We start from the raw sequence: 22,564 nt of genomic DNA on the forward strand, positions 1-22,564 counted from the left end.
GAATATGTGATAAAACTGAATCAGTTTTGCATAAAACGCAAAGGTAGGGTCATGTTAGAGTTAATCAAAGTATTTGATCAGGTGGTGGAGTCAGGAAGTTTCTCTCAAGCAAGTAAAGCGCTCAATATGGCGCCCTCCTCTGTTGCACGAAATATTGATAGCCTTGAAGCTAGAATTAAGACCACGCTTTTTAAGCGCAGCACTCGCCAACTCATACTGACTGAGGAAGGGCAATATTTTCACCAACAAGCGTCGCAACTATTACACGATAGCGATAAGCTACTGGCAGAAATGCGCGGGAACCATGGTGTACCAGAAGGCATGCTACGCATTTCGGTTTTTGAGAGCTTTGGGAATTTGTGCCTCACCCCATTGATTCCAGAATTTCTTGAACGCTACCCGAAAATACACATTGAATTAGAGCTAGATAACAACGTCGTAGATTTACACAGTGACAATATCGACATCGCCATCCGCATCGGAACGCCACAAGATAGCCGCCTCAAAGCCCGTCATTTGCTGACCAATTATACGTCCTTGGTCGCGTCACCCTCGTACATAAAGCAGCATGCGCCCATAGAAAAGCCTGATGACCTTCAAGATCATAACTGCTTACTCATAAGCCATGAGCGGCAACGACACTACTGGCACTTCAGTAAAAAATCCGTGAATAAAAAGGTGTCAGTCAAAGGAAACTTAATTTCTAAAGGTGGCTCACCGTTGCTGTATGCGGCATTACAGGGAAGCGGTGTTCTACTACTGTCGGACTGGATGCTAAAACCGTACTTAGAAAATAATCAACTAGTAAAACTGCTACCTGTTTGGACAGCAACCCATGGTGAGCAAAGCAGCGGAGAAATTTTTGCTATCTATAAAAGCACCCAATATCCCAAGCCTCATATTCGCGCCTTCATTGACTTCTTGGTGGAGAAACTGCAATCCATGACACTCTATTATTTAACCTATAGCTAATGACAAGTCGCAAACGGTCATCTACGGCAGGAACGCAGCGCAACTGAACGACTCATTGATAGATTACACGGTGCTGTCCAAAGTGATTTAGGTCGATCTTGGATAGATCGATCTTCTGTTATCGAAAGTATTCAGCAGACACTCTCCACCTCTTTACGTTTAATGTCGATAACATTAGGTCTCACCTTTATACTGTGCTTATTCAGTTCACCTCATACATTTCATCACTGGAAGCGAGGCAAGCTTGCCCGAAGTCGTGTCAACGCTTAGACCCAAACTAGTCTATGCATTTTATGCATAGACTAGTTCACATAATATCATTTGAGTCACCTCTTTCATCTCATTACACTGCGCGCTCTTTTTTATCACCATAACATCACGATTGAGCGCCATGTTTTCACAATCAATTTTGGCTCAACTGTTTAGGATGCTTGCACTGCTTACCGTCACACTGGTTGCTGTGCATCATTCCCCGACATTACTTGAACTGCTTGCTGGGCAAGCCATTAATTCTGGCTGCCACCAACAAAACCCAACGGGTGAACCTCATCATTCACACCAATCAACACACCGCCATCATTAGAGCCTGATTTTTATGAGTATTTTCCGCTTTCCTATTTTAGTTTGGCTCGGTATTGGCATTTTAATTACTAGCCTAGGTATCCGTCAGTCCTTTGGCATTTTTATGATGCCCATTTCTGAGCATTTCCAAACTGGACGCGAATTTTTTAGCTTCGCCATTGCCTTACAAAACCTCATGTTTGGCGTATTTCAGCCGTTTGTTGGCATGGCTGCCGATAAATGGGGGTCGAAGCGCATTATCTTAATGGGGGCTATCGCGTACGCGGCGGGATTATATCTAACGTCTATTGCCACAATTCCTTCGCAACTCTACTTCTCGCTAGGCGCGTTAGTCGGGCTTGGTTTAAGCGCCACTAGCTACGTCATTGTACTCGGCGCAGTCGCCAAGGTTGTCCCAGCACAACACGCAGCGAAGGCCTTTGGGCTGACGACAGCAGCAGGATCCTTTGGTATGTTTGCCATGATCCCCGGTGCACAAATGATGCTAGAAACGATTGGTTGGCAAGGCGCCCTGCAAGCGTTTGCTATGCTTTGTACTATGATGATTGCGTTTGCGTTGTTTATGAAATCCAATAAAGCAACAAGCGCTTCGCAAACACACCAAGTTGAAGAGCCCGAGCAAACACTGGGTCAAGCACTCAAAGAAGCCTTTAACAATAAAAGCTATTGGCTCATTCATGCTGGCTTCTTTGTTTGTGGCTTCCACGTCATGTTTATTGCCACCCACTTACCCAGCTATCTAGCAGACAAACACTTGCCTGCCAGCAGCGCTGCTTTAGCACTGGCATACGTCGGTATTTTCAATATCTTTGGTTCCTACTTTTGGGGCGTGATGGGGGATCGTTTCAGTAAACGTCACGTGATGTCTGCGCTTTATTTAGTTCGCACTGTCGTTATTGCTTGCTTCGTCACGCTGCCCGTCACAGAAAGCACAGCGGCTATTTTTGGGGGGGCCATTGGTTTTTGTTGGTTAGGCACGGTTCCGCTTACATCAGGGCTTGTTCGCCAGATTTTTGGGGCGCGCTACCTCTCAACGCTTTATGGCTTGGTTTTCTTCACTCACCAAATCGGTAGCTTTTTAGGGGCATGGGTTGGTGGCCGTATCTATGATTACTATGGTTCTTATGAGCCTATTTGGTGGTCAACGGTCGTATTGGCCTTCCTAGCGGCGCTAATTCATTTACCTATCAATGACAAACCACTGCGCACCTTCAAACCCTTAGCTGTGGCTTAACCAAGTATCATCCCTTTCTCATAGCCTCTCTTAGGAGAGGCTATCTTTAGAACCTATCCAATCTCTTCTAGCTGACTGTGCAACCAATCCGAAAAAACGCGATACTTCGAACGATGTTGCATGCCTTGCGGGCAAACTAAGTCATAGCCTTTACCTGAGTCAACCTGTGCAAAAGGTGCAATAAGGACACCTTCTTCAATTAATGGTTTAATGAATTCGTATCGACCTAAGGCCACCCCCATCGACCCGCATGCCGCCTCTATTGCCAAGCGATTATCACTGTACAGATCACAACAACGTTGACAGTCAATGCTCCATTCCCCTTCCTGCAACCAATGCTGCCATGACCGACTATCACCACTATGAATAAAATTCGCATCGGCTAGCCGTTCAACCCCAGCCATTAGATCCAATTGATTTGCATATTCAGGCGAACAAACCGGGGTTCGGACACCATTAAATAGCCGCGTGCTGTAATGATTAGGGTAATGACCGTCACTATAAAATATCGCCACATCATAAGGATCAAACTGGAACTCAATTTGGTTCTGTTTTGTCTGCAGCTTAATACTTAAATGCGGGTACAAACGCCGAAACGAGTTAAGTCTTGGCATTAACCACGCCGACGCAAAATAAGGCGAGGTCGCAATATAGATCTCCCCAGTAAGTTCACCGTTTTGGATATCACTTAGCTCATTAAAAATGAGTTCAAACGATGTGTTTAACATCGCAAGGACTCTTTCACCTTCAGGAGTCAATGCCAGCTTACGCGTTTTACGGACAAACAGGCGAAAGTTGAGCTGCTTCTCCAACTTTTTGATTCGGTGACTGACCCCGCCTTGAGTCAGGAATAATTCATCAGCCGCCAAGGTAAAACTTAAATGCTTAGCCGCAATACTGAACGTATGCAATAACGCTAGCAGCTGTTGACGATTTGAGAATGACACAATGCATTACCTCCAGTAATCCATAACAGCAAATTATGAGTTTGTAGAGTATATCCAATCCGATTTAAATTAAACCACGTAATCCAAATAACATTAACTACGAGGTTATTCTATGAATCCTAACCAAACTCTAAAAGTCGTTGTCATCGGTAGTGGCTCAAGCTATACACCTGAACTCGTTGAAGGTTTACTCGCTCGCCACCATGAACTGCCGATTGCGGATCTATGGTTAGTCGATATCGATGCTGGAATGGAAAAAGCCCACATCATCGCCGACCTAACAAAAAGAATGATTGCAAAAGCTGGTTGTGATATTCGAGTTCACCTTACAACTAATCGAAAACAAGCGCTAGAAAATGCCGATTTTGTGTGCTCTCAGTTCAGAGCTGGTCGTATGGAAGCACGCTTAAGAGATGAACGCATCGCTTTGAAATATCGCATGATTGGTCAAGAAACTAATGGTCTTGGCGGGTTTTCAAATGCTTGCCGTACTATTCCCATCGCATTAGACATTGCCAAAGAAATGGAAGTGCTCTGCCCCAATGCGTGGCTACTTAACTTTACCAATCCCTCTGGTATGGTGACCGAAGCACTGTTGAAATACTCCAACATTAAAACCGTTGGTCTTTGTAATGTCCCCGTCAATATGGAGCGCGGCGCGGCCAAAATGCTTGGCGTCGAACGAGAAGATATCACGATGCAAATTGCCGGGCTAAACCACTTAGTCTGGGCTCGACAAATCCTGCACGATGGTCAAGATAAAATCGCCCAAGTCACTCAAGCCTTGCTCGATGGTAATGACCAAATGACGCCCAAAAACATTCCTCCATTTCGCTGGGATCCAGAATTAATTACCAATATGGGTATGGTGCCATGTGCGTATTTACGCTATTACTACCAATCTCGAGACATCATTAACAAAGAGTTCGCGGCATCAGAGTCAAAATCGAATCGTGCTGATCTTGTCGCTGAAGTTGAAGAACAGCTATTAGAAATCTATCGAGATCCGACATTAGACACGAAACCGAAAATACTAGAAGAACGTGGCGGTGCTCACTATTCTGAAGCCGCCTGTGAATTGATGAGCAGTATCTTCAACAATAAGCGAAGCATTATGCACGTAAATACTCGCAACAACGGCGCGATTCAAGGTTTACCTGATGATTGCGCGGTCGAAGTCAGTGCTGTCATCACCAGCAGTGCGATAATACCGCTTAATGTTGCCCCCTTTGATCAAGATACGCTGAGGTTAATACAGCTGATGAAGGAATTCGAAACGCTCACTGTAGAGGCCGCGATTAATGGTGATACCAACGCCGCTAAACGAGCGCTAATTCTTAATCCTATTGTTGACAGTGGCAGCCATATTGACGAAGCGATCAAAGAAACGGTGCAAAAGAATATTGAATTCATGCCTGCATTCGCTCACGTTCTTAATCGATAGACGGAAGGTAATCGTATGAAAATCATTCTCAATGCTGATGACTTCGGTTTAACCGAAAGCGTCAACAACGCTATCGTCGACTGCTTTAAGATGGGCATCGTTAAATCGACGACCATCATGATGAATCAACCTGGTACACAACATGCTGTGGATTTATATCATCAGGGGTTAATTCGCGAAGTAGGGCTGCATTTCACTGTCACGGCAGGAAAACCCATTTTAGATGCGAAGCAGGTATCCACATTGGTTGATGAGCAAGGGTATTTCCTAAAACGACGTGAATTATATCGTAAAACCGACGTCTGCTCAGAGCAAGTCTACCAAGAGATTAAAGCGCAATATCACGCTGCAATCAATGCAGGCTTGGCTATTAACCACCTCGACACACATCACTTTGGCGGTATATTTCCTCGCCTAAAAGCGGCGTTTACCCGCTTTGCAAACGACGTTAACTTACCAGTACGGCGCACTGACAGCATCATCGTCGGGCAAGATGTATTAAAAGTCACGACTCCCGATGCGTTTGATCTCGGTTTTTATGACGAAGGGGCAAACCTAGAGCACCTCAAAGCAATGCTCATCAGCTATCAGCATAAAATGCCAAGCGGTATTGTGGAGTTCATGTGCCACCCGGCAAAGACCGTCACAACCGAGCTTGAACAGCTATCAGGATACACGGATAAACGCGTTAACGAATTCGATATCCTCACTTCTATCGAATTAAAGGATTGGCTAGCCGCGAACAATATCGAGTGCATTGGGTTTGATGCGCTGCACTCGAACTAAAGATTAAAGCGATTACATTCAAACAAACCAAGCACATATACTCTGTTCAACAAGAACATAAGCCCCCTTTTAAAAGGGGCTTATGTATGTTAATAGCTCACTTGAATATTAATAGCTCACTGAGTGTTAATAGTCCACTTGATAATTCAGAGCAAAAGTACGACCTCGCCCTTTGTAGTTATAACGCTCACCACCGCGATATAGGATTTGAGCTTTTTGCCCCCAGACTGTGGTGTAATCCTCATTAAATAAGTTATTAACCGAGAATGCTACGCTGCCAACGGGTAATTGAACCGTTGTTAAGAAGTCAACCGTGGTATAGCCATTGAGCTTGCCGCCTTGATCGTCTTCTCTGTCCAACATCGTTTGGCTTTGTAAGCGAGCAGAGTAACTGTCTTGTGCATATCCAAGCCAAGAGCCGACTTTAGAGGCACTGGAGTACCCTACACCCACTTTCTTCCATTCGCCTATGGGTCTGGTCTTTATCTTCCGTTTCGACAAGGTGACCGTTGGCACCAATACTCCAATTATCATTGATGTAGTAACCCACCGACGCCTCTAGGCCATAGGTTCTCTTATCTTTATTTTCAACGATAACATCGTAGTTTTTCGTCTTAATTGATTTATCCGATAACGCATAGTACGCCGCCGTTTGAATACTCAAGCGATTCATATCTATGCGGTAGCCTATTTCATAGCTATTCGTTTTAACGCCTTCTAAACGAGCGGAGTCAATATCATAGGCTTGAACCAGCTTTCTATGCCCCGGATTCGCCGCGTCATCTTCGTACTTACCTTTACCGTAATATTTAGCGGCATCGGGTAAATCAAAGCCTTGCGAGAAGTTCGCCCAAACCTGACTGTCATCCGTGAGCTTATAAAGAGTGCCTGCGTTAAACAGCCCGATGTTATAGTCCGTCGACCCGCCTTTGACTGCGTCTGCAGACGTGGCTGATCCCATCGCGATATTGACTTGCTCGTTCGCCGCAATGAAGTCATCCACTTTATTGTGCATATATTGGAAGCGATAGCCCCCTTCCACACTCCATTTATCCGTGATCTGGTAGCCCAATTGAGCAAAAGCCGCTACCGATGAGGTTTCCACACCAGGGTAACGCCCTATCGTATGAGCGGTGTTATTCACCATGCCACCAGAAGCAGCGCTCGTCGCCTGATCAAAAATAACCTGATTCGACTCTAACGTGTCCATATAGCCATCCAAGCCATAGTTTAGGCTCAGTTTATCAAAGTCTTTTACTAGTGCTGTTTTAAAGCTAATTACTTGAGTTTTCTGCTGGGAAGCTCTGAGATGATCGTTATTTCTTGAATCTGAATAAAGGTAAGGAGCGAAAGTGTAATCTTCATTTCTAAACGACAATTGAGCTAAGAGTTGCTGTTGCCCAATGAAATCCGTATCGGAGTATTCGGCGTTAAGTAGCACTCTTTTCGTGCCTTGCTGACGATCAGAGGAAAAGCCATCAGAAACCGTTGGATTAGTCTTGTTGGCAAAATTAGGGCCGTAGTTTAAGCCATAAGGGCTGGACTGCTGGTTACTGTAATACTGAGCCAATAAATTAACGGACTTTGAATCAGCAAGGTCAAACGTTAATGAGCCCATGGTGTCGAGCACTTCATTGAACTGCGACGAACCTTGCGTGGTATCCGGCACCACCATTTTGCCATTGGCATCATAAAAGGCTTGGGTTTTACCATAAACGACCGATGCACGGCCTCGTACCTTGTCATTGCCGCCACTCACCGACTGAGCAATTTTAAAGTCTCCATCCTCGCTGGAATTAAATCCAGATTGACCACTCACAAACGACTCAAATTGTAGCGCTTCCGAATCGGCTTTCTTAGTAATGATATTGACCACACCACCTGTCGCGCCCGCCCCATAAATGGCTGTCGCACCAGATAACACCTCAATTCTTTCAATATTAAACGGATCAATCGAATCTAACTGGCGACTCACCGCTCTTGATGAGTTCATAGAGACACCATCAATCATGACAAGCATTGGGCGACCACGAAGGTTTTGTCCGTAGTTGGTTCGGCCTTCCGTTGAAATATCCAGTGAAGGGACTTCCTGAGCTAAAATTTGACCGAGACTTTTACCACTGCGGTTACCACGCTCTATCGCCTCATTGTCTACGTACCAAACTGTAGCTGGGATTTCACTAATACTTTTAGGGGCACGACTCGCCACCACCACTAATTTTTCATCTGTTTTGCGTTCAACACCCGATGTATCCGATTCAGCCTGTGCTGACATGGATACACTAAAACCTGAAGCAACCATCGTTGCCAGAATGCCGTTGAGCGCAAATTTCCTTGAACTGATTTTCATTATTTTCTCTTATTATTTAACCACTAACACTAATGACTACCGGATGTAGCACGCCACAATCCAACCCTCGCAAAATCATAAATGATAAGCATTATTATTTCCATTTATATTTGTACTTTTATTTTCCTTAATTATATAAATGCGAGAGTTGAGTGGATGATTTTTGCTATTCAATTAAGCAAACTGATGATTTTCGTCATGATTCATTGATAAGCTAGTATTACTAGGCGTATTCCAATCGATAAAGTCACCTCGGCTGCTAATATCAAATATCAGCGAATTTGCCACCAAATTAATGATCTTAGCCGCTCGCCACGCCGCCAAGCTTAGTTGTGGTTCAGCGATACCGTGACTATGAATTCCTGCATTAACAACAAAGACCTCGCCGTAATTTTGTTGATCGAATTGAGCAATATTGAATCCTTGACCAAGGCAAATATGCTGGTTGTGATCGCGTTGAAAATGCGCTTCTAGCGGTTTGGCGCAGCTGGGTAAACTCCCTGATAGCTCGGTCGCCAGAATAACAATATCCGTGTCTTCCTGTTCAGCACCGCTAGTTAGACCATTTTGATAATGTAATCTAAAAGCGTCCCCTACTTGGTTCATCTCAACCATCGTCCTATGTGGCAGTAAATGCACCCAACGTTCTTCACCAGCGACATCAAACCTTTGATAGAGCGCTTGGTAAATCTCCAGTAAGCACTTCTGGGTCACCCCATCCGAAGTTAACTTCTGGCTGGCCACCTCTTTTTCCTTAATGGCATGATTTAACTTATAAAAGTTTTCAACGTAGTCTGGAGTAAAGTACTCATTAGTGAAGGAAGCTTCATCCAAGGGTTGATAATTGGCTCGTCTCGAGATCCAGTTAAGTCTCGCTGGTTTACCCCATTTCTCATTAAGAATATTAAGGAAAATATCCGCACCAGATTGACCACCGCCAACAATCGTCACTTTACGCCCCGAAAAGTCTCGGTCACGCAAGGCAATCTCTGCGGCATGAAACACGTTAGCTCCCAAAAACGGCTTAGCTGATTCGGGGAAAAATGGCGTTTTCCCTGTTCCCAAACAAAGGTGTCTTGCTTTAAATATTTGTCCATTAGAGTGAACATGATAAAGACCGTCACGCTTTTCAATCTGCTCGACCGGGTGATTAAACTGTACGTTAGGCATTTCATTACTGGCCCAGTGCAGATAATCGGAAAACTCTTGCCTGCTGATACAGTTTTGCTCTGTACTTAAAAAACGATAATATTTTTTCTTGGTCACTAGATAATTGAGAAATGAATATGGACTCGTCGGACACACCGCACTCACGAGATCTTTCAGAAAGTGAGTTTGCATGTGTGCATTATCTAACAACAGGCCAGGATGCCAAGAGAACTGGCCTCGGGCCTCTAGAAAAAGACTTTTTACCGTGGATGTTTCATTAACCAACGCGGCAACACTTAAATTAAATGGGCCAGCTCCTACGCCAATCAAATCGTATATCTCTTGATGAACTGTGGTGTGTTTCATTTAATGTTCCTTATTGTTCGACAATATAAAGTGGGTTGTCCATATATCGATCCATATCCGGTAGCATGCGATCGCTGCTCTTATCGGTGTTGTGTCGGAATTTAGACAAGTTCAGCCCCAGTCTTAGGATTTTTGGCTTGAATAGATCAAGGCGTTCAAACCGTTCAGCAAGATCAGGGTGTCGATGTTGGTACTGTCTAATAACTCGAGAAAGGCAGCGGTAAAATTCCAGCTCTGACACATCTAAATGATGAAGAAGTGGTGAAATAAACCGCAAAACCGTAACAAAGTGCCCCGTCTGCAAGTCATGAATAATCAATTCTTCAGGAAGGCGAGTTGTCACTTGCCTAACAATATCGGGAAGCCCGTCAAGTTCAGGGATATCGGATTTAACTAATCGCATATCACCTTGAAAGTCTTTCAATAGAATGCGCTGAGGTATATTGTCCCGGCAGATAAGCGTCACATTCTGACCATGAGCAATTAAGGAAATACCGTGCTTCGCTAACAAGTGGTAATAAGGGATCACCACGACTTCAAATAGCTTATTTAGCCATTGTTTTGGCGCAAGCCCTGATCGCTTGATCAACTCAACAATGACCGAGTTACCATGACTGTCCTGCTCAAACAGCATCGCCATGACATACGCATGCTCGCCTTGTTTTATTTGGCTTTCTGCCGACTCCCGCCAAATGACTCCCAGTAATTCATGATAGCGATACGGGGCGTTCGTTAACGGCGAATAACACTGAGCGTTAATGTAGGCACTGGCTGGCTCCTCCAATGCCTGTGTCCCAAGGCGTTGCAATTCACTATCGTTGCTGCACAGTGCCTTAATCCAACTTGACGCATAAGGTCCAGCCTTGATATATCGCCCTGGTATACCGCGATAGCAAGAGGTATTCATTATCGTCAGCGGCAACTTAATATCATAGTGTGGCGCAGTCGTATTCGCGCCGGATGGGTGAACTGATAATGTTCGAATCGATAACTGAGATGAAACGAAAGCCCCCGCTTCACCTAAATAAATCAGTGTGTGGTCGCTCAGTTCCTTGATAAAAGCTAACGATACTTTGTTGCGCCATTGCCATGGGTGCACGGGTAAAATCACGTAGCTGGCAATATCCATACCCAAGGCATGGATTTGTTGGTGAAACTGCGACCATTCTTTGGCAGAAAGCACACTCGAATTCAAGTGTTCATTCCAATCGAGGTGGCAGGCAATACCCTGCTGCAATGTGTCGCGACATACTGCAACCCACATTAGTTGAAACTGGGCTTGATACTCAGGCGCGTAAGCTTGTAAGTCATTAATTCCCCATCCTCGTCGGCCTTTATTGAAAGCAAATTTGGGATGACCATTAACGATGGCTTGCTGCTGTAACAAGGAAATTTCACACAAACGCTCTACCGAGTAATCGGCTCTATTTGCCATCATACGACAGTCCGAATAGAGCGTAGCGTTCATGTCCTCAACATGTTCTGCAACTTGCTCATCGGTCATTGGTAAATGATGTTTTAGATCTTCAAGCAGATGAAGCGCGTCGATAGTGTCGCTTTCCGTGCCATTATCTATCCGGCGGATCGATGCAGGATCAATCTGGATATTGTCCCATATATACCATTGGCCTATAAAAAGATACTTAGACTCACCAACCCACGCGTAATACTCTTGCGTGTTGACGAATGCTTCACTTCTACCAATATCAAATGCGCCTTCATAATAAAATTCACTTAATATTTTTGCGACCATTTGCCGATTCGCGGCCGCCCAATAACAAGAGATAGCGGTCATATCATCCATTGCGCGCCTCCGTAAAAAAGCGATCTCTTCGCATCATCATGAGTGCCGATCTTTTATGAGGAAAATTAAACTCAAAGCGCTTTTCAAAACAGGTGTTCGTTAAGCGATGAAATAACTTTGCATTGTCAACTCTAGGCTCCATGACGATTTGCGTGGTGCGAACATCATCTAGAAAAATATAGTGGCATAGCGCCCATAGCCACGAGTCAAAATGCGCTTTTCCTCGAAAACTATTTTCACCCACTAAAAGGTGTATGCCCCTATCAAAGGTTTGGCAGTCGTAGTAAGGCGCGAGTCGATCCTCTTGAACCCAATAGACTTCAAAATACCCAAAAGGCTGACCATTAAACTCTCCGATTAACGGCAATGTGAAAGAATCAGAGAGTCGCTCAAGAATAAACGCTTCGAGTTTATCTTTGGTCCATGCTTGCTCCCAGAACTCAGCGACTCTGGCATCATTCATCCACTTTTCAAACCTATCCATATCGCGATTTGGATCGAAGGTACGAAACGAAATTACCTTGTCTAGCGTGACGTCAAAACGGCTGTAGACCTCCCCTGTTGGCTTCGCAGGGCGAAGCGGGTTATAGCCCTTTCGTGGATCTCGCTGTTCCAGTATTAAAGGAAAGCGATCAGAGGGTTGATGTTTGTGTCCAGTAGCCGTCAATTGATAAAAGGCGGCTTTAGACAGTTCGTTATTCTCAAGCCAAGATGGACATAGATTTAGGCGACGGCATTCATCGTCAGAAAGTGCAACGCCCTCATTGTTTGTTGAGTAGGTTAACTGCGCTTCTATTTTTTTAACTAATGCATCAGAGTTCATCGACTCACTCCTGTGTTTCGACGAGAGGGTTATTCAAATCAAAGTAAATAATGGACGGATCAGGAATCGAGTTCTCATTAAGTCCATGTAAATAGCAGAAAAAGTTACCTTTACAGCACAAGTTCGGCGAGGTCAGTACGTACTTCAAGCACTCATGATCGGCTGGGTTACTTTCATACAGCGCGAGTAACCGCAATCTTAATATCATGAATAGTTGATCTTCATCCACCAAGCTCGATAGGCTGGCAATGACACCATAAGCGGAGTTAATAATGAGGTAGTAGGGAAAGTAACGATTCACTTTATCGTCATTCCAATAATTATCGGTCTCAGTCGGATTGCCTAAATTAGGGAATAGACTAAACGCCAATTTCGTCAGCCCAACGCCTTGACAGTCTCTAAAGTAGCTCTGAGTTGGCAAGCCCTCTTCCATTTCGACAACGATATTTTGCTGGTGGGCTAATAGCACGATGCCCAGTTGGCTCTGAAGCGTAAAAATAGGCAACACAACCTTGTCACAAAACCGCTCGAACCACTCCAGCGCAACAGACTCAGGGGAAACCTTTTTCCTCTTACTTTGGGTATGAATCATAGATGACAACACAGAGCTATCACTGGAGTAAGGCGTTTGCTGGCACAATGTGGCTAGCACGGCTTGGGAGCGATGAGCGCACTCAAGTGATACCCTAAAAGGGTTCTCACGAATGGTAAGCAGCGATTCGTCAATGATCAGCCCATCGCCATCAGCTAACCCCATATAGGCGGGTTCTTGTAAAATCCTAAGCTCATGGCTGATGAGTTCATTTTGCGATGGAGTGAGATGTTCACAAATAGAAGCCAAAGCAACGCCGCGTTTTACTTCTTTTTCAGAGAGTAAACGAATCGAATTCGTCAGTTTGACACTCAAAGAGTATTTGAGCATGAAAGGAGAGTCTGGATTAAACAGTGCACGTGTTGAGGATGTAGCAGACCAAGATTGTCCAGCAAAACCTAAATCAACTAACTGGCCCGATTTCACATGCGGCTGTATGCTGCTAAGCGCCAACATTTGCTCCGCCTGCCACGGGTGCATTGGAAAGACATTCCATCCCTGATGGTGGTCATACTCATGTATCTCATCTGGCAAACTACTGTCACTTTGTCGCAATTTAAGCAAATAATCTTGCCAGCTTTCAGTCCCAGCTGAATCGCCGACCATAATGTCATCAGAAGCTGCAAACCACCTTAGACAAAATGAAGCTTTCAGTTCTGGTGAAAGTTGCTGGCTTAGCTCGATACTCAGATTCGAGCGACTCTTTGGCGCTGGGTGCATGGAGTGACCAATGAACAAACTTTGTTCAGCTTCAAGAAACTGCCACATTTTACCGTCCTGATGATGGCCATATCGATCCAAGGCAACCCAAGTATTTCTGTGACTTTCCATCACCGCATCCAAAAATGCAGATTTTTGCGGAGCGGAAATATCGCCCACGAGCTCCGCGTTTGAAAGAATACACTCAACCGCACGCTCGAATGTGATGAACTCCCACCACTTACCCTCGCTATCACCTCGAACAATCGTCGATGAATAACAATTCATGCCCGTTTTAGACATTCGTAACACTTTGACTCGTATGTCACTATTGCTGCCTATCGGTATCGTTAAAAACCTAGTCTTCGCCTACCGCAACAATACTCGCTAAGCGAGACTCTCGATAAAGCCCGTTAAAGAAACAATTTGCCGCTACATCCGTAGTACGTGCTTGACTAGGATTCATCTGTCATTACCTCTATAAGTTGAACCACAAACAACAATGCGAATGCTAATTATTATCATAATCAATTACAATAACTTTGTTGTGCGGGTAATTTGAGGAATAAGCCGTATTATCGAGATTGGGACGAACTGATGACGAGAAATGGTCGAAATGTAAACGTAACGTCGGGGAACTGACGTGCAACAGGTTGATAGAACCATCAAAAAGACCAATAAAAAAGGCACGTTTTCGTGCCTTTTTTTGTGACTTTACTCACATGATGATTATTGCTAATTTGAGTTCATAGTACTATTCACTCATCGAGTTACTCTCAAACTCATAGCGAAAAGGACTCACTCCAACCATAGTATTAATTCTTACGCAGCAGCAAAAGAAAGTATCCACCGCCCACGACTGACGCCATCAACCCTGCCGGAAACTGCCAAGGGAACCATACTGTACGGCCAAGCCAGTCAGCTGTAACCATTAAACTCGCGCCCACTAAGCAGCTAACCACCAATTGATGGCGAGCTCGATATTGACCAAGCCCCCTGGCAATGTGCGGAGCAAGTAAGCCAACGAAACTCAGTGGACCTATCACTAATGTGGCTAATGCCGTCAGCAGTGATGCCATGATTAGCAATACTAAACGCGTTCGTTTCGTGTTGATGCCAACGGAAACGGCAGAGGTTTGCCCTAAATTGAGTATGTCTAACCATCGGCAGGACAAATACGCCCCTCCTCCCAGAACCAACACCCCCAACGCTAACGCCAGCACATCTTGATAACTCGCTAAATAAGTAGACCCCGAAAGCCAGGTAAGTAACGCTTGCACATTATCTTGTCCCGATGACAAAGCGACCCTCAAAATGGCGTCAAGCGCTGCGCTAACAGCGATACCCGTCAATAACAACTGGGTGGGTTCATAATTGGATCGCTTGCTAAATTGAAGAATTGCCATCATCACCAACGCCGCGCCAATGCCACCATAAAGAATTTGTTCCGCTCTGGTTGGCGTTAAACCCAACCATGCACATAGAACCAAAGCAAGTGCCGCACCTGAGCTAATACCCATCACTTCCGGGCTTGCCATTGGGTTAACGGTAATCCTCTGCACAATCGTTCCAGCCAGCGCCAGTCCACAACCTGCAAATATCGCCCCCAGTACCCTAGGGAGCCTTAGGTCAATAATGCGCCAATCATAAGAGAGCTGCCATCCTGTTTGAGTTCGCCCTAAAAACACAGCAATACAAAAGAGTGCAACTAATAACAAACAAAGGAGGCTCGATATTCGTAGAAAGGAGCGAGGATGATAGCGCTTCGTCGCGACATTTTCGGCTTTAAAGCTCGCTGAGAACTTGTTGGTTGCGAGCAGCCATAAAAGACAAGGTGCGCCTAGCAACGCGGTTATTGCCCCAGTGGGAAGTAACTCACTAGAGACGCCAGAGAATGGTTGAATCAGTAAATCAGCAAAAAGCAGCAACAACGCGCCAACAAGAGCACTGATGAAAACACGATGGATAAATCGGCGAGCACCCAACATTTTAGCGACCGTTGGTGCAACTAAGCCAATAAAACCAATCACGCCCACCGTTGCAACAACGATAGAGGTAATGAGCACCGATATGGTCAGCCCAAATAATCTGACTCGAGCGACATTCACCCCTGAAGACTCAGCCACCTCACTACCGAGTCCAAGCGCTGCAAGTGGTCGCTGAATCACCACAATCACCACAATAGTAAGCGTAAGAATAGCCAAAACGAGTTGCGTATTTCCCCAACCTTGCTGAGTGAGTGCGCCTGCGCCCCAAACAAACAAACTGGTTAACTGTTGCTCATTTAGCATCACTAGCATCATGTTCGTCGCGCCTAGAAACAGCGTCACAACCATTCCTGCTAATACCATTTGTAGTGGTGCGAAGCCTTTTTTAGCGGTTAGCAAAAACACTAAGCCCGCCGCAAGCAGTCCTCCGGAGAAAGCAAACATATATTGAGTGAGCCCACCAGCGACGGAGCCCACGAGTAAGCTTGCGGTCATACCCAGCTCAGAACCTGCCGCGACACCCAATGTCGTTGGAGAAGCCATGGGGTTTTGCAACAAGTGCTGCATTAAACACCCGGCAACGGCTAATGATGCACCGCAAACCAAGGCCATGGATAAACGTGGGAAGAAGGTAAAATGCAGAATCAGTTGTCTAAAGTCGCTATCGTCACGATGGAACAGAAAGGTCTGCCATTCAGATAACGTTAACTGATAGGGAAGCGCGTGAACCAACAGCCAGCCTAGGACTAACAGCGTCATAAACGCCAATAGATGAAACCTGCTCTGTTGTGTTTTTAATGAGGAAATGGCTAATTGCATCATCAGCCCTATTGCGCATTCAGCGCTGCAACGCGAGTGACCACTTCATCACTCAACCTTTGCATTGCGATTAAACTACCAAACGTCCACACCTTGGGAACAATGGCCACGCGCTGCTCTCGGGTAAATGCCATCGCACCCCATAATGGCGATCCATTGAGCGTCGCTTGTTCCTGCTCACTCAAAGGACCAAAGATCAACACATTACTGTTTTGATGCTTCGCTAACTGTTCAACGCTAGCAGAAGAGAAACCCCAGCTGTTAGTGGGACCTTGCCAGCCGTTGGTCATCGACATCGCCGCTATGGTGTCGTTCATGAGTGAGCCATCACTATGGATCCTAACGTGTTTGTCACCAATGAAACGAATCATGATAAATGAACGACTATCTTGCCACTGCGCCACTTTCTCTCCGTTCGTTGCCAATTTAGCGGCGGTGTCATCAATCAACCTCTGCGCGGCTTGTTGGCGTTCAAAAACATCACCGAATGTCTGGATGACACGCTTGGCATTTTGATACGGCTGTTTGCTATCGTTATAAATAGTGAGGGCCAGCGTGGGCGCGATCGAGTTAAGTTTTTCATAAGCAGGCGCGAGGTGGGCACTCATAATAATCAGATCAGGTTTTAAGCTGGCAATCAGCTCCAAATTTGGTTCTCGACGAGAGCCCACATCCACCGTGTCTGAAGGTAATGTCGGCACCCCTACCCAATCTTGGTAGCCTGGAACATCAGCAACGGCTAGAGGCTGAATGCCTAATGCCAGCACAGATTCCGCCAAAGCCCAATCCAGCACGACAATTCGCTTTGGGATGCCTTTAAGCGCTTGCTCACCTAAATCATGCTGAATCATGCGGGCAAACGTCGACGTTGAAAGTAAAAGACATAGCGTCATAAAAAATGTAGAGATAATTCGAGTTAACACGTTGGCATTCCTAATTCTGTTTCTGTTTCTATTTCTATTTCTATTAACGAACGTAACTGATGAGGTTGCAAGATTCAGGGTCTTTAAAAATACGTAATGGCATGCCGTAAATTTCACTCAGCGATGCCTCTGTCATCACATCATTCGGGGCACCATCAACAACGATTTTGCCTCGCTTGAGTGCCACTAGCCTGTCGCTAAACCGAGCGGCCATATTGACGTCGTGTATCACCATGATCACGGTGAGTCCTAAACTTTGATTAAGCTCGCGGATCAGCTTTAGTAATTCATATTGATGGGTCACATCCAATGCTGACGTAGGTTCATCTAGCAAGATGCACGACGTTTGCTGAGCCAATAGCATAGCGACCCATGCCCGTTGGCGCTCTCCTCCAGAAAGCGTGCTGACAAATCGATCGGCGAATGCCATTAAGCCCACTCGGTCAATCGCTTCTTCAACAATACGATGGTCATCGTGGGTATACCGCCCTAACACTCCTTTCCAAGGATAGCGGCCAAACATCACTAACTCACGAACGGTCACGCCATCCGTGACAGGAGGGTGCTGAGGAAGGTATGCCACTTTTTTTGCAAACTCTTTTGCTGTCAGACCCTCAATATCTTGATCTTCTAGCATGACTTCACCTGAAGACACTTGGTTTTGACGGCTTAACAATTTAATCAGACTTGATTTTCCACTGCCATTGTGTCCAAGCAAAGAGGTCACTTCACCCGCGTTAAAGCTCAAATCAAACGGCGCTAATATTTCATGCGACCCTATGTGGTAACTGGCTTGCCTTAATGAAAACATAATCTAGGAGCTATCTCGCGCTATGCGCAACGTTAATTAATGACGAAATTAATTTGATTGCGAATGAGAAAAATTTGTATCCGCATTATAATTACTTTAAAGTCTGCTGTCATTACCCTATGAAAACTCATTGATATGCTTAACGATACGTCCATTGCTGGTAGTGCACGAGCTTCAAATACATCGCTCTACACTATTTGTTTATTTGCGTCACTTATTGGGTTTGGGCAAAACGCTCTTCTTGTCTCATTGCCAACGCTGGTGGCAACCACAGACATCACCATCGCAAGTTGGTCTGTGCTAATTGCCATTGGAACCGTGTTGTTCATCCCTACCGCACCTTACTGGGGAAAACGCAGTGATCGACGTGGTCCTAAGTCTATTGTCTTAACCGCGCTATTGGGGCTTTCTCTATGCTTTTCAGGTATGGCCGCGATCTTGTATGCCCTCGATAAAGCGTTACTGACAACCACCGCAGCGCTAGTGCTGCTCGCAATGCTAAGAATCGTTTATGGGGTTACTGTCTCTGGGTTGGTCCCAGCATGCCAGCATTGGGCGATATTAACGGTTGGGGAACAACATCGATTATCCGCTATCACTTCCGTCAGCGCATCGCTAAGTATGGGCCGAGTTCTTAGCCCTGTATTGGCCGTTGCTCTGATAAAACTCGACCCTTTGTTCGCCATCACAGTGGTCGGATTCGCCGCTTTAGGGTTGTTCGTTGTCTGCCTCATGACACCAGCATTGACACCAAAACCCATGGCACACACCGTGTTAGATAAGCCAATAACCATGACGATTCCACGCTATCTCATCATTGCACTGTTACTTTGTTCGGCCCTGGGTGTGCTGCATTACTCTCTCACTCCTTTACTAAGCGCAGTCTCTTCCCTTTCGGCTGAATCTCTCTCTGATTGGGTCGGATACTTGTTAACCCTCAGTGCGATCGTCACACTCGCAACCCAGATAGGGGTTGTCAAAAAGAAAAAACTGTCTCTGGAGCAAATGCTATTTTGGGGTGGCCTGTTACTCATGATCGGCTATTCACTATTTCTCTTTGCCAACATCACCGCCTATTTAATCGGCATCAGTATATTGTCTGTGGGCAATGCCATCTTGACCCCGGCCTACACGACCAAAGCCATGAGTAAACAAAGTGGTCATCAGGGACAGATCAGTGGTTTACTGGCCACCAGCCACACCTTAGGCTTTGCTCTCTCGGCGCTCTTTGTCGCCGCAAGCACTTCACTATTCATTAACCCCCTATGGTTTAGCGTATTATTTGCTGTTGCGTTATTTACCACCATCACATCCATGTCCTTTCAGCGAGGGCTAGAAACTAGAAACTAGAAACTAGAAACTAGAAACTAGAAACTAGAAACTAGAAACTAGAAACTAGAAAAAATAATCGCTACCCAAAAAATACCTACTTACAAGACAAAAAAAGCCCCTCATATAGAGGGGCAAAAGTTCCATCGCTTATAGTTATAGTGATTATTTAGCTTGAGTTATCTTAATTTGTGCGCTCATCCGCTCCATCAAGATAACGACAAAAACGTTAAAGTTAACCAAAGTCACCGTTCACGTAACCTTGAGTGCGATCATCGCTAGGGTTAGAGAAGATCACTTGAGTATCGTTATGCTCAACCAACTCACCCATTAAGAAGAAAGCCGTGCGATCTGAAATTCGACGAGCTTGCTGCATCGAGTGAGTCACAATAACAATGGTGTAGTCTTTTTTCAGCTCTTCCATCAACTCTTCGATCTTATGCGTTGCGATAGGATCGAGTGCCGACGTTGGCTCATCCATTAAGATGACATCCGGCTCCATTGCAATAGTACGCGCGATACACAAACGTTGCTGCTGACCGCCAGAAAGACCAAATGCGTGCGACTTAAGACGGTCTTTTACCTCATCCCAAAGCGCCGCGCCGCGTAATGAACGCTCAACGACCATGTCGATGTGCTTCTTGTCTTTAATGCCTTGAGCACGCAAACCAAACGCCACGTTCTCGTAAATACTCATTGGAAATGGGTTTGGTTTTTGGAATACCATGCCCACTCGGATACGTAAATCTGATACATCGATATTGCCGTAGATGTCTGTGCCATCCATTTCAAGCAAACCGTTAATTTTAACGCCTTCAATCAAATCATTCATACGATTCAAGCAACGCAGCAATGTTGACTTGCCACAACCAGAAGGGCCAATCAGCGCCGTCACTTGACGGGTTGGGATAGGCAAGTTGATCGATTTAAGCGCTTGGTTCTCACCATAAAATAGGTTTAGGTTTTCAATGTTAAATTTGTTCATTATCTATAATCTCTTCATTCTTAATGTCGTGGTTTTGCAACGTGCACTCTTTGTGTTCTGGTGACGTTGCAGACGTTCTGCTATTCGAACTGGCGTGTCTATTAATAGGTTGCCGTGTTAAAGCGGCTTGCAATCAACTTGGTTACCATGTTGATTAGTAGCACTAATACGATAAGCACTGTGGCGGTACCGTAAGCTTGGTTCCACTCTTCAATGGTAAACAGCTCAGTCGTGAGTTTGTATAAGTGAACCGTTAAGGTACGGCCTGAATCCAATAGTGAATCTGGGATTCGGGCTACCATGCCTGCTGTTAAGAACACAGGCGCTGACTCACCAATGACACGACCAATACTAAGAATGACCGACGTTAAGATACCTGGCATTGCACTTGGCAAGATTAAGCGCCAGATAGTATAGATTTTTGAGGCACCCAAACCGTAAGACCCTTCACGGTAAGTTTGTGGTACCGACATTAAGGCTTCTTCAGTAGTACGAATAATGACCGGAAGAATCAAAATACTTAATGTAAGCGCACCGGACAAAATCGAGAAGCCAAGGCCTAGAATGGCAACGAAGAACGTCATACCAAACAAGCCAAAGATAATCGATGGAATACCTGCTAGAGACTCGGTACAGAAACGAATCACTTTAACCAATTTACTGCCAACTTTGGCATATTCGGTCAAGTAGATTGCTGTCATGATGCCTAAAGGCGCGGCCACTGCAATAGACGCAATCACCATGTAAATTGTTGAGATGATCATCGGGAAAATGCCGTGCTCATCGCCGGTACGAGTGTAATCGTCGGTAATGAAACTCCAGCTTACATGTTGAAGACCATTGGATAAAATGTACCAAATAATCCAAAACAAAAATCCAACGGTAAGGGCTGCAGACGCCCAAACAAATACACTCAGCAACGTATCTTTATTCTTACGTGCTTGTTTTAGTTTTACAGTATCCATAATCGTTACTTCGCTTTTTCACGGTTCAAGTACAATAGTGCAGCATTGAGCATCATAATGAAGACCAATAACACAACGCCCGTCGCGTACAGTGCATTGGCGTGAATGCCACTTGCATAGGACATTTCAATGGCAATGTTCGCTGTCAGGGTACGAGCAGAGTCTAAAATCCCTTCTGGCATCGCAGGGGCATTACCCATCACCATGATGATTGCCATGGTTTCACCCAATGCACGACCAATACCCAAAATGACGCCCGTCATGATGCCGGAACGCGCCGCATGCGGTACGAGTAGCTTAAAGATAGTGAATATCTTTGAAGCCCCTAACGCTAAAGACCCTTCTTTATACGCATGAGGTACCGCACGAATTGAGGTTTCAGAAACCGTAATAACCGTTGGGAGAATCATAATGCCCAACACGATAATACCGACTAGGATCGTGTTACCTGCTGGTACTTGGAAAACTTGCTGAATCAACGGAACGATAATAACCAGACCGAAGAAGCCGTACACCACTGAAGGGATACCCGCTAACAATTCTACGGCTGGACGAATGATATCCGCCACTCGTTTCGGGGCAATTTCAGCAATAAAGATGGCCGTTAATACGCCAATTGGCACACCAACTACAACGGCACCAAGCGTGGATACAACGGAAGCAACAATCATCGTTGCAACACCGTATAACGCAGGTGGTAACCAGTTTTGACCTAGGACGATTCCAGAAACACCCGCAGCTTGGAACGCTGGAATACTTTCTCGAACAATGAAGTAGGCGATAACGGCAAGGGAAACAATGCCAATCACTGCGCTGGATAAAAACAGTCCGTGGAAAATACGTTCTTTCCAGTCGACTTTTTTCTTGGCCTTCAGGCTACGTGCTGCAGCTTGAGTCGCTTGTTCGCTCATAAGCTTCTCACTATTTGTTGCGATGGTCATAATTAAACTTCTATTTGTCGATAATTCGAAAGATAGAGAAAAGGCCCAGCCCCAA

At 45.3% G+C, this 22,564-nt stretch carries 17 protein-coding genes and 1 pseudogene; 6 read left to right on the forward strand and 12 right to left on the reverse strand.

The genetic code is table 11. The annotated features are described in order from the left end of the window. The first annotated feature begins 51 nt into the window (after window positions 1-51). The 3 genes from AC0L66_RS17705 to AC0L66_RS17715 all read left to right on the forward strand — a co-directional run bounded on the left by AC0L66_RS17705 (window position 52) and on the right by AC0L66_RS17715 (window position 2,788). Complete coding sequence (locus AC0L66_RS17705) at window positions 52-972, forward strand: LysR family transcriptional regulator (protein WP_473570157.1); 921 nt, start codon at window positions 52-54, stop codon at window positions 970-972. Between the two features lie 391 nt (window positions 973-1,363). Continuing rightward, window positions 1,364-1,555, forward strand: coding sequence for a hypothetical protein (locus AC0L66_RS17710; RefSeq protein ID WP_473570159.1), 192 nt, complete (start codon window positions 1,364-1,366; stop codon window positions 1,553-1,555). Window positions 1,556-1,567: 12 nt separating this feature from the next. Further along, a complete protein-coding gene (locus tag AC0L66_RS17715; RefSeq protein ID WP_265675387.1) occupies window positions 1,568-2,788 on the forward strand; it encodes an MFS transporter in 1,221 nt (406 codons plus the stop codon). 53 nt (window positions 2,789-2,841) lie between these two features. On the opposite strand, the gene AC0L66_RS17720 is transcribed toward AC0L66_RS17715, so the two are convergent. Beyond that, entirely contained in the window at window positions 2,842-3,738 is an 897-nt protein-coding gene (locus AC0L66_RS17720) for a LysR substrate-binding domain-containing protein (protein WP_473570908.1), read from the reverse strand. 109 nt (window positions 3,739-3,847) lie between these two features. Between AC0L66_RS17720 and AC0L66_RS17725 the strand changes: the two genes are divergently transcribed. Then, window positions 3,848-5,179 carry a 6-phospho-beta-glucosidase gene (locus AC0L66_RS17725; protein ID WP_473570161.1) on the forward strand — a complete coding sequence of 444 codons (1,332 nt, stop codon included), beginning with the start codon at window positions 3,848-3,850 and terminating at the stop codon, window positions 5,177-5,179. 15 nt (window positions 5,180-5,194) lie between these two features. Next, window positions 5,195-5,965, forward strand: coding sequence for a carbohydrate deacetylase (locus tag AC0L66_RS17730; RefSeq protein WP_265675389.1), 771 nt, complete (start codon window positions 5,195-5,197; stop codon window positions 5,963-5,965). Window positions 5,966-6,091: 126 nt separating this feature from the next. Here the strand turns inward: AC0L66_RS17730 and AC0L66_RS17735 are convergent. The 8 genes and pseudogenes from AC0L66_RS17735 to AC0L66_RS17770 form a co-directional block, all read right to left on the reverse strand. Next, a pseudogene (locus AC0L66_RS17735) lies at window positions 6,092-8,315 on the reverse strand (TonB-dependent receptor). A 174-nt stretch (window positions 8,316-8,489) separates the two neighbouring features. Beyond that, window positions 8,490-9,830, reverse strand: coding sequence for a lysine N(6)-hydroxylase/L-ornithine N(5)-oxygenase family protein (locus AC0L66_RS17740; RefSeq protein ID WP_473570163.1), 1,341 nt, complete (start codon window positions 9,828-9,830; stop codon window positions 8,490-8,492). 10 nt (window positions 9,831-9,840) lie between these two features. Continuing rightward, entirely contained in the window at window positions 9,841-11,634 is a 1,794-nt protein-coding gene (locus tag AC0L66_RS17745) for an IucA/IucC family protein (RefSeq protein WP_473570165.1), read from the reverse strand. After that, window positions 11,627-12,457: a GNAT family N-acetyltransferase gene (locus tag AC0L66_RS17750; RefSeq protein WP_473570167.1), complete on the reverse strand. Its 831-nt coding sequence runs from the start codon at window positions 12,455-12,457 to the stop codon at window positions 11,627-11,629. Before AC0L66_RS17750 ends, AC0L66_RS17745 begins: the two co-directional genes overlap by 8 nt. A 4-nt stretch (window positions 12,458-12,461) precedes the next feature. After that, window positions 12,462-14,051 carry an IucA/IucC family protein gene (locus AC0L66_RS17755; protein ID WP_473570168.1) on the reverse strand — a complete coding sequence of 530 codons (1,590 nt, stop codon included), beginning with the start codon at window positions 14,049-14,051 and terminating at the stop codon, window positions 12,462-12,464. A gap of 512 nt (window positions 14,052-14,563) precedes the next feature. Further along, the gene (fhuB, locus tag AC0L66_RS17760) at window positions 14,564-16,495 is read right to left on the reverse strand and encodes a Fe(3+)-hydroxamate ABC transporter permease FhuB (RefSeq protein WP_473570170.1); all 1,932 of its coding nucleotides are present in this window, start codon (window positions 16,493-16,495) and stop codon (window positions 14,564-14,566) included. A gap of 68 nt (window positions 16,496-16,563) precedes the next feature. Beyond that, entirely contained in the window at window positions 16,564-17,478 is a 915-nt protein-coding gene (locus AC0L66_RS17765; RefSeq protein WP_473570171.1) for an ABC transporter substrate-binding protein, read from the reverse strand. A gap of 43 nt (window positions 17,479-17,521) precedes the next feature. Beyond that, a complete protein-coding gene (locus tag AC0L66_RS17770) occupies window positions 17,522-18,289 on the reverse strand; it encodes an ABC transporter ATP-binding protein (protein ID WP_473570173.1) in 768 nt (255 codons plus the stop codon). Between the two features lie 135 nt (window positions 18,290-18,424). Between AC0L66_RS17770 and AC0L66_RS17775 the strand changes: the two genes are divergently transcribed. Further along, complete coding sequence (locus tag AC0L66_RS17775) at window positions 18,425-19,639, forward strand: MFS transporter (protein ID WP_473570174.1); 1,215 nt, start codon at window positions 18,425-18,427, stop codon at window positions 19,637-19,639. A gap of 214 nt (window positions 19,640-19,853) precedes the next feature. On the opposite strand, the gene pstB is transcribed toward AC0L66_RS17775, so the two are convergent. The 3 genes from pstB to pstC all read right to left on the reverse strand — a co-directional run bounded on the left by pstB (window position 19,854) and on the right by pstC (window position 22,509). Continuing rightward, window positions 19,854-20,603 carry a phosphate ABC transporter ATP-binding protein PstB gene (gene pstB, locus AC0L66_RS17780; protein WP_265675398.1) on the reverse strand — a complete coding sequence of 250 codons (750 nt, stop codon included), beginning with the start codon at window positions 20,601-20,603 and terminating at the stop codon, window positions 19,854-19,856. Window positions 20,604-20,704: 101 nt separating this feature from the next. Further along, window positions 20,705-21,568, reverse strand: a complete 864-nt coding sequence (gene pstA, locus AC0L66_RS17785) for a phosphate ABC transporter permease PstA (protein ID WP_265675399.1) — start codon at window positions 21,566-21,568, stop codon at window positions 20,705-20,707. A 5-nt stretch (window positions 21,569-21,573) separates the two neighbouring features. Then, entirely contained in the window at window positions 21,574-22,509 is a 936-nt protein-coding gene (pstC, locus tag AC0L66_RS17790) for a phosphate ABC transporter permease subunit PstC (protein WP_473570176.1), read from the reverse strand. Window positions 22,510-22,564: the final 55 nt, after the last annotated feature.

It is taken from the genome of Vibrio sp. GJ43-1 (assembly GCF_055808835.1).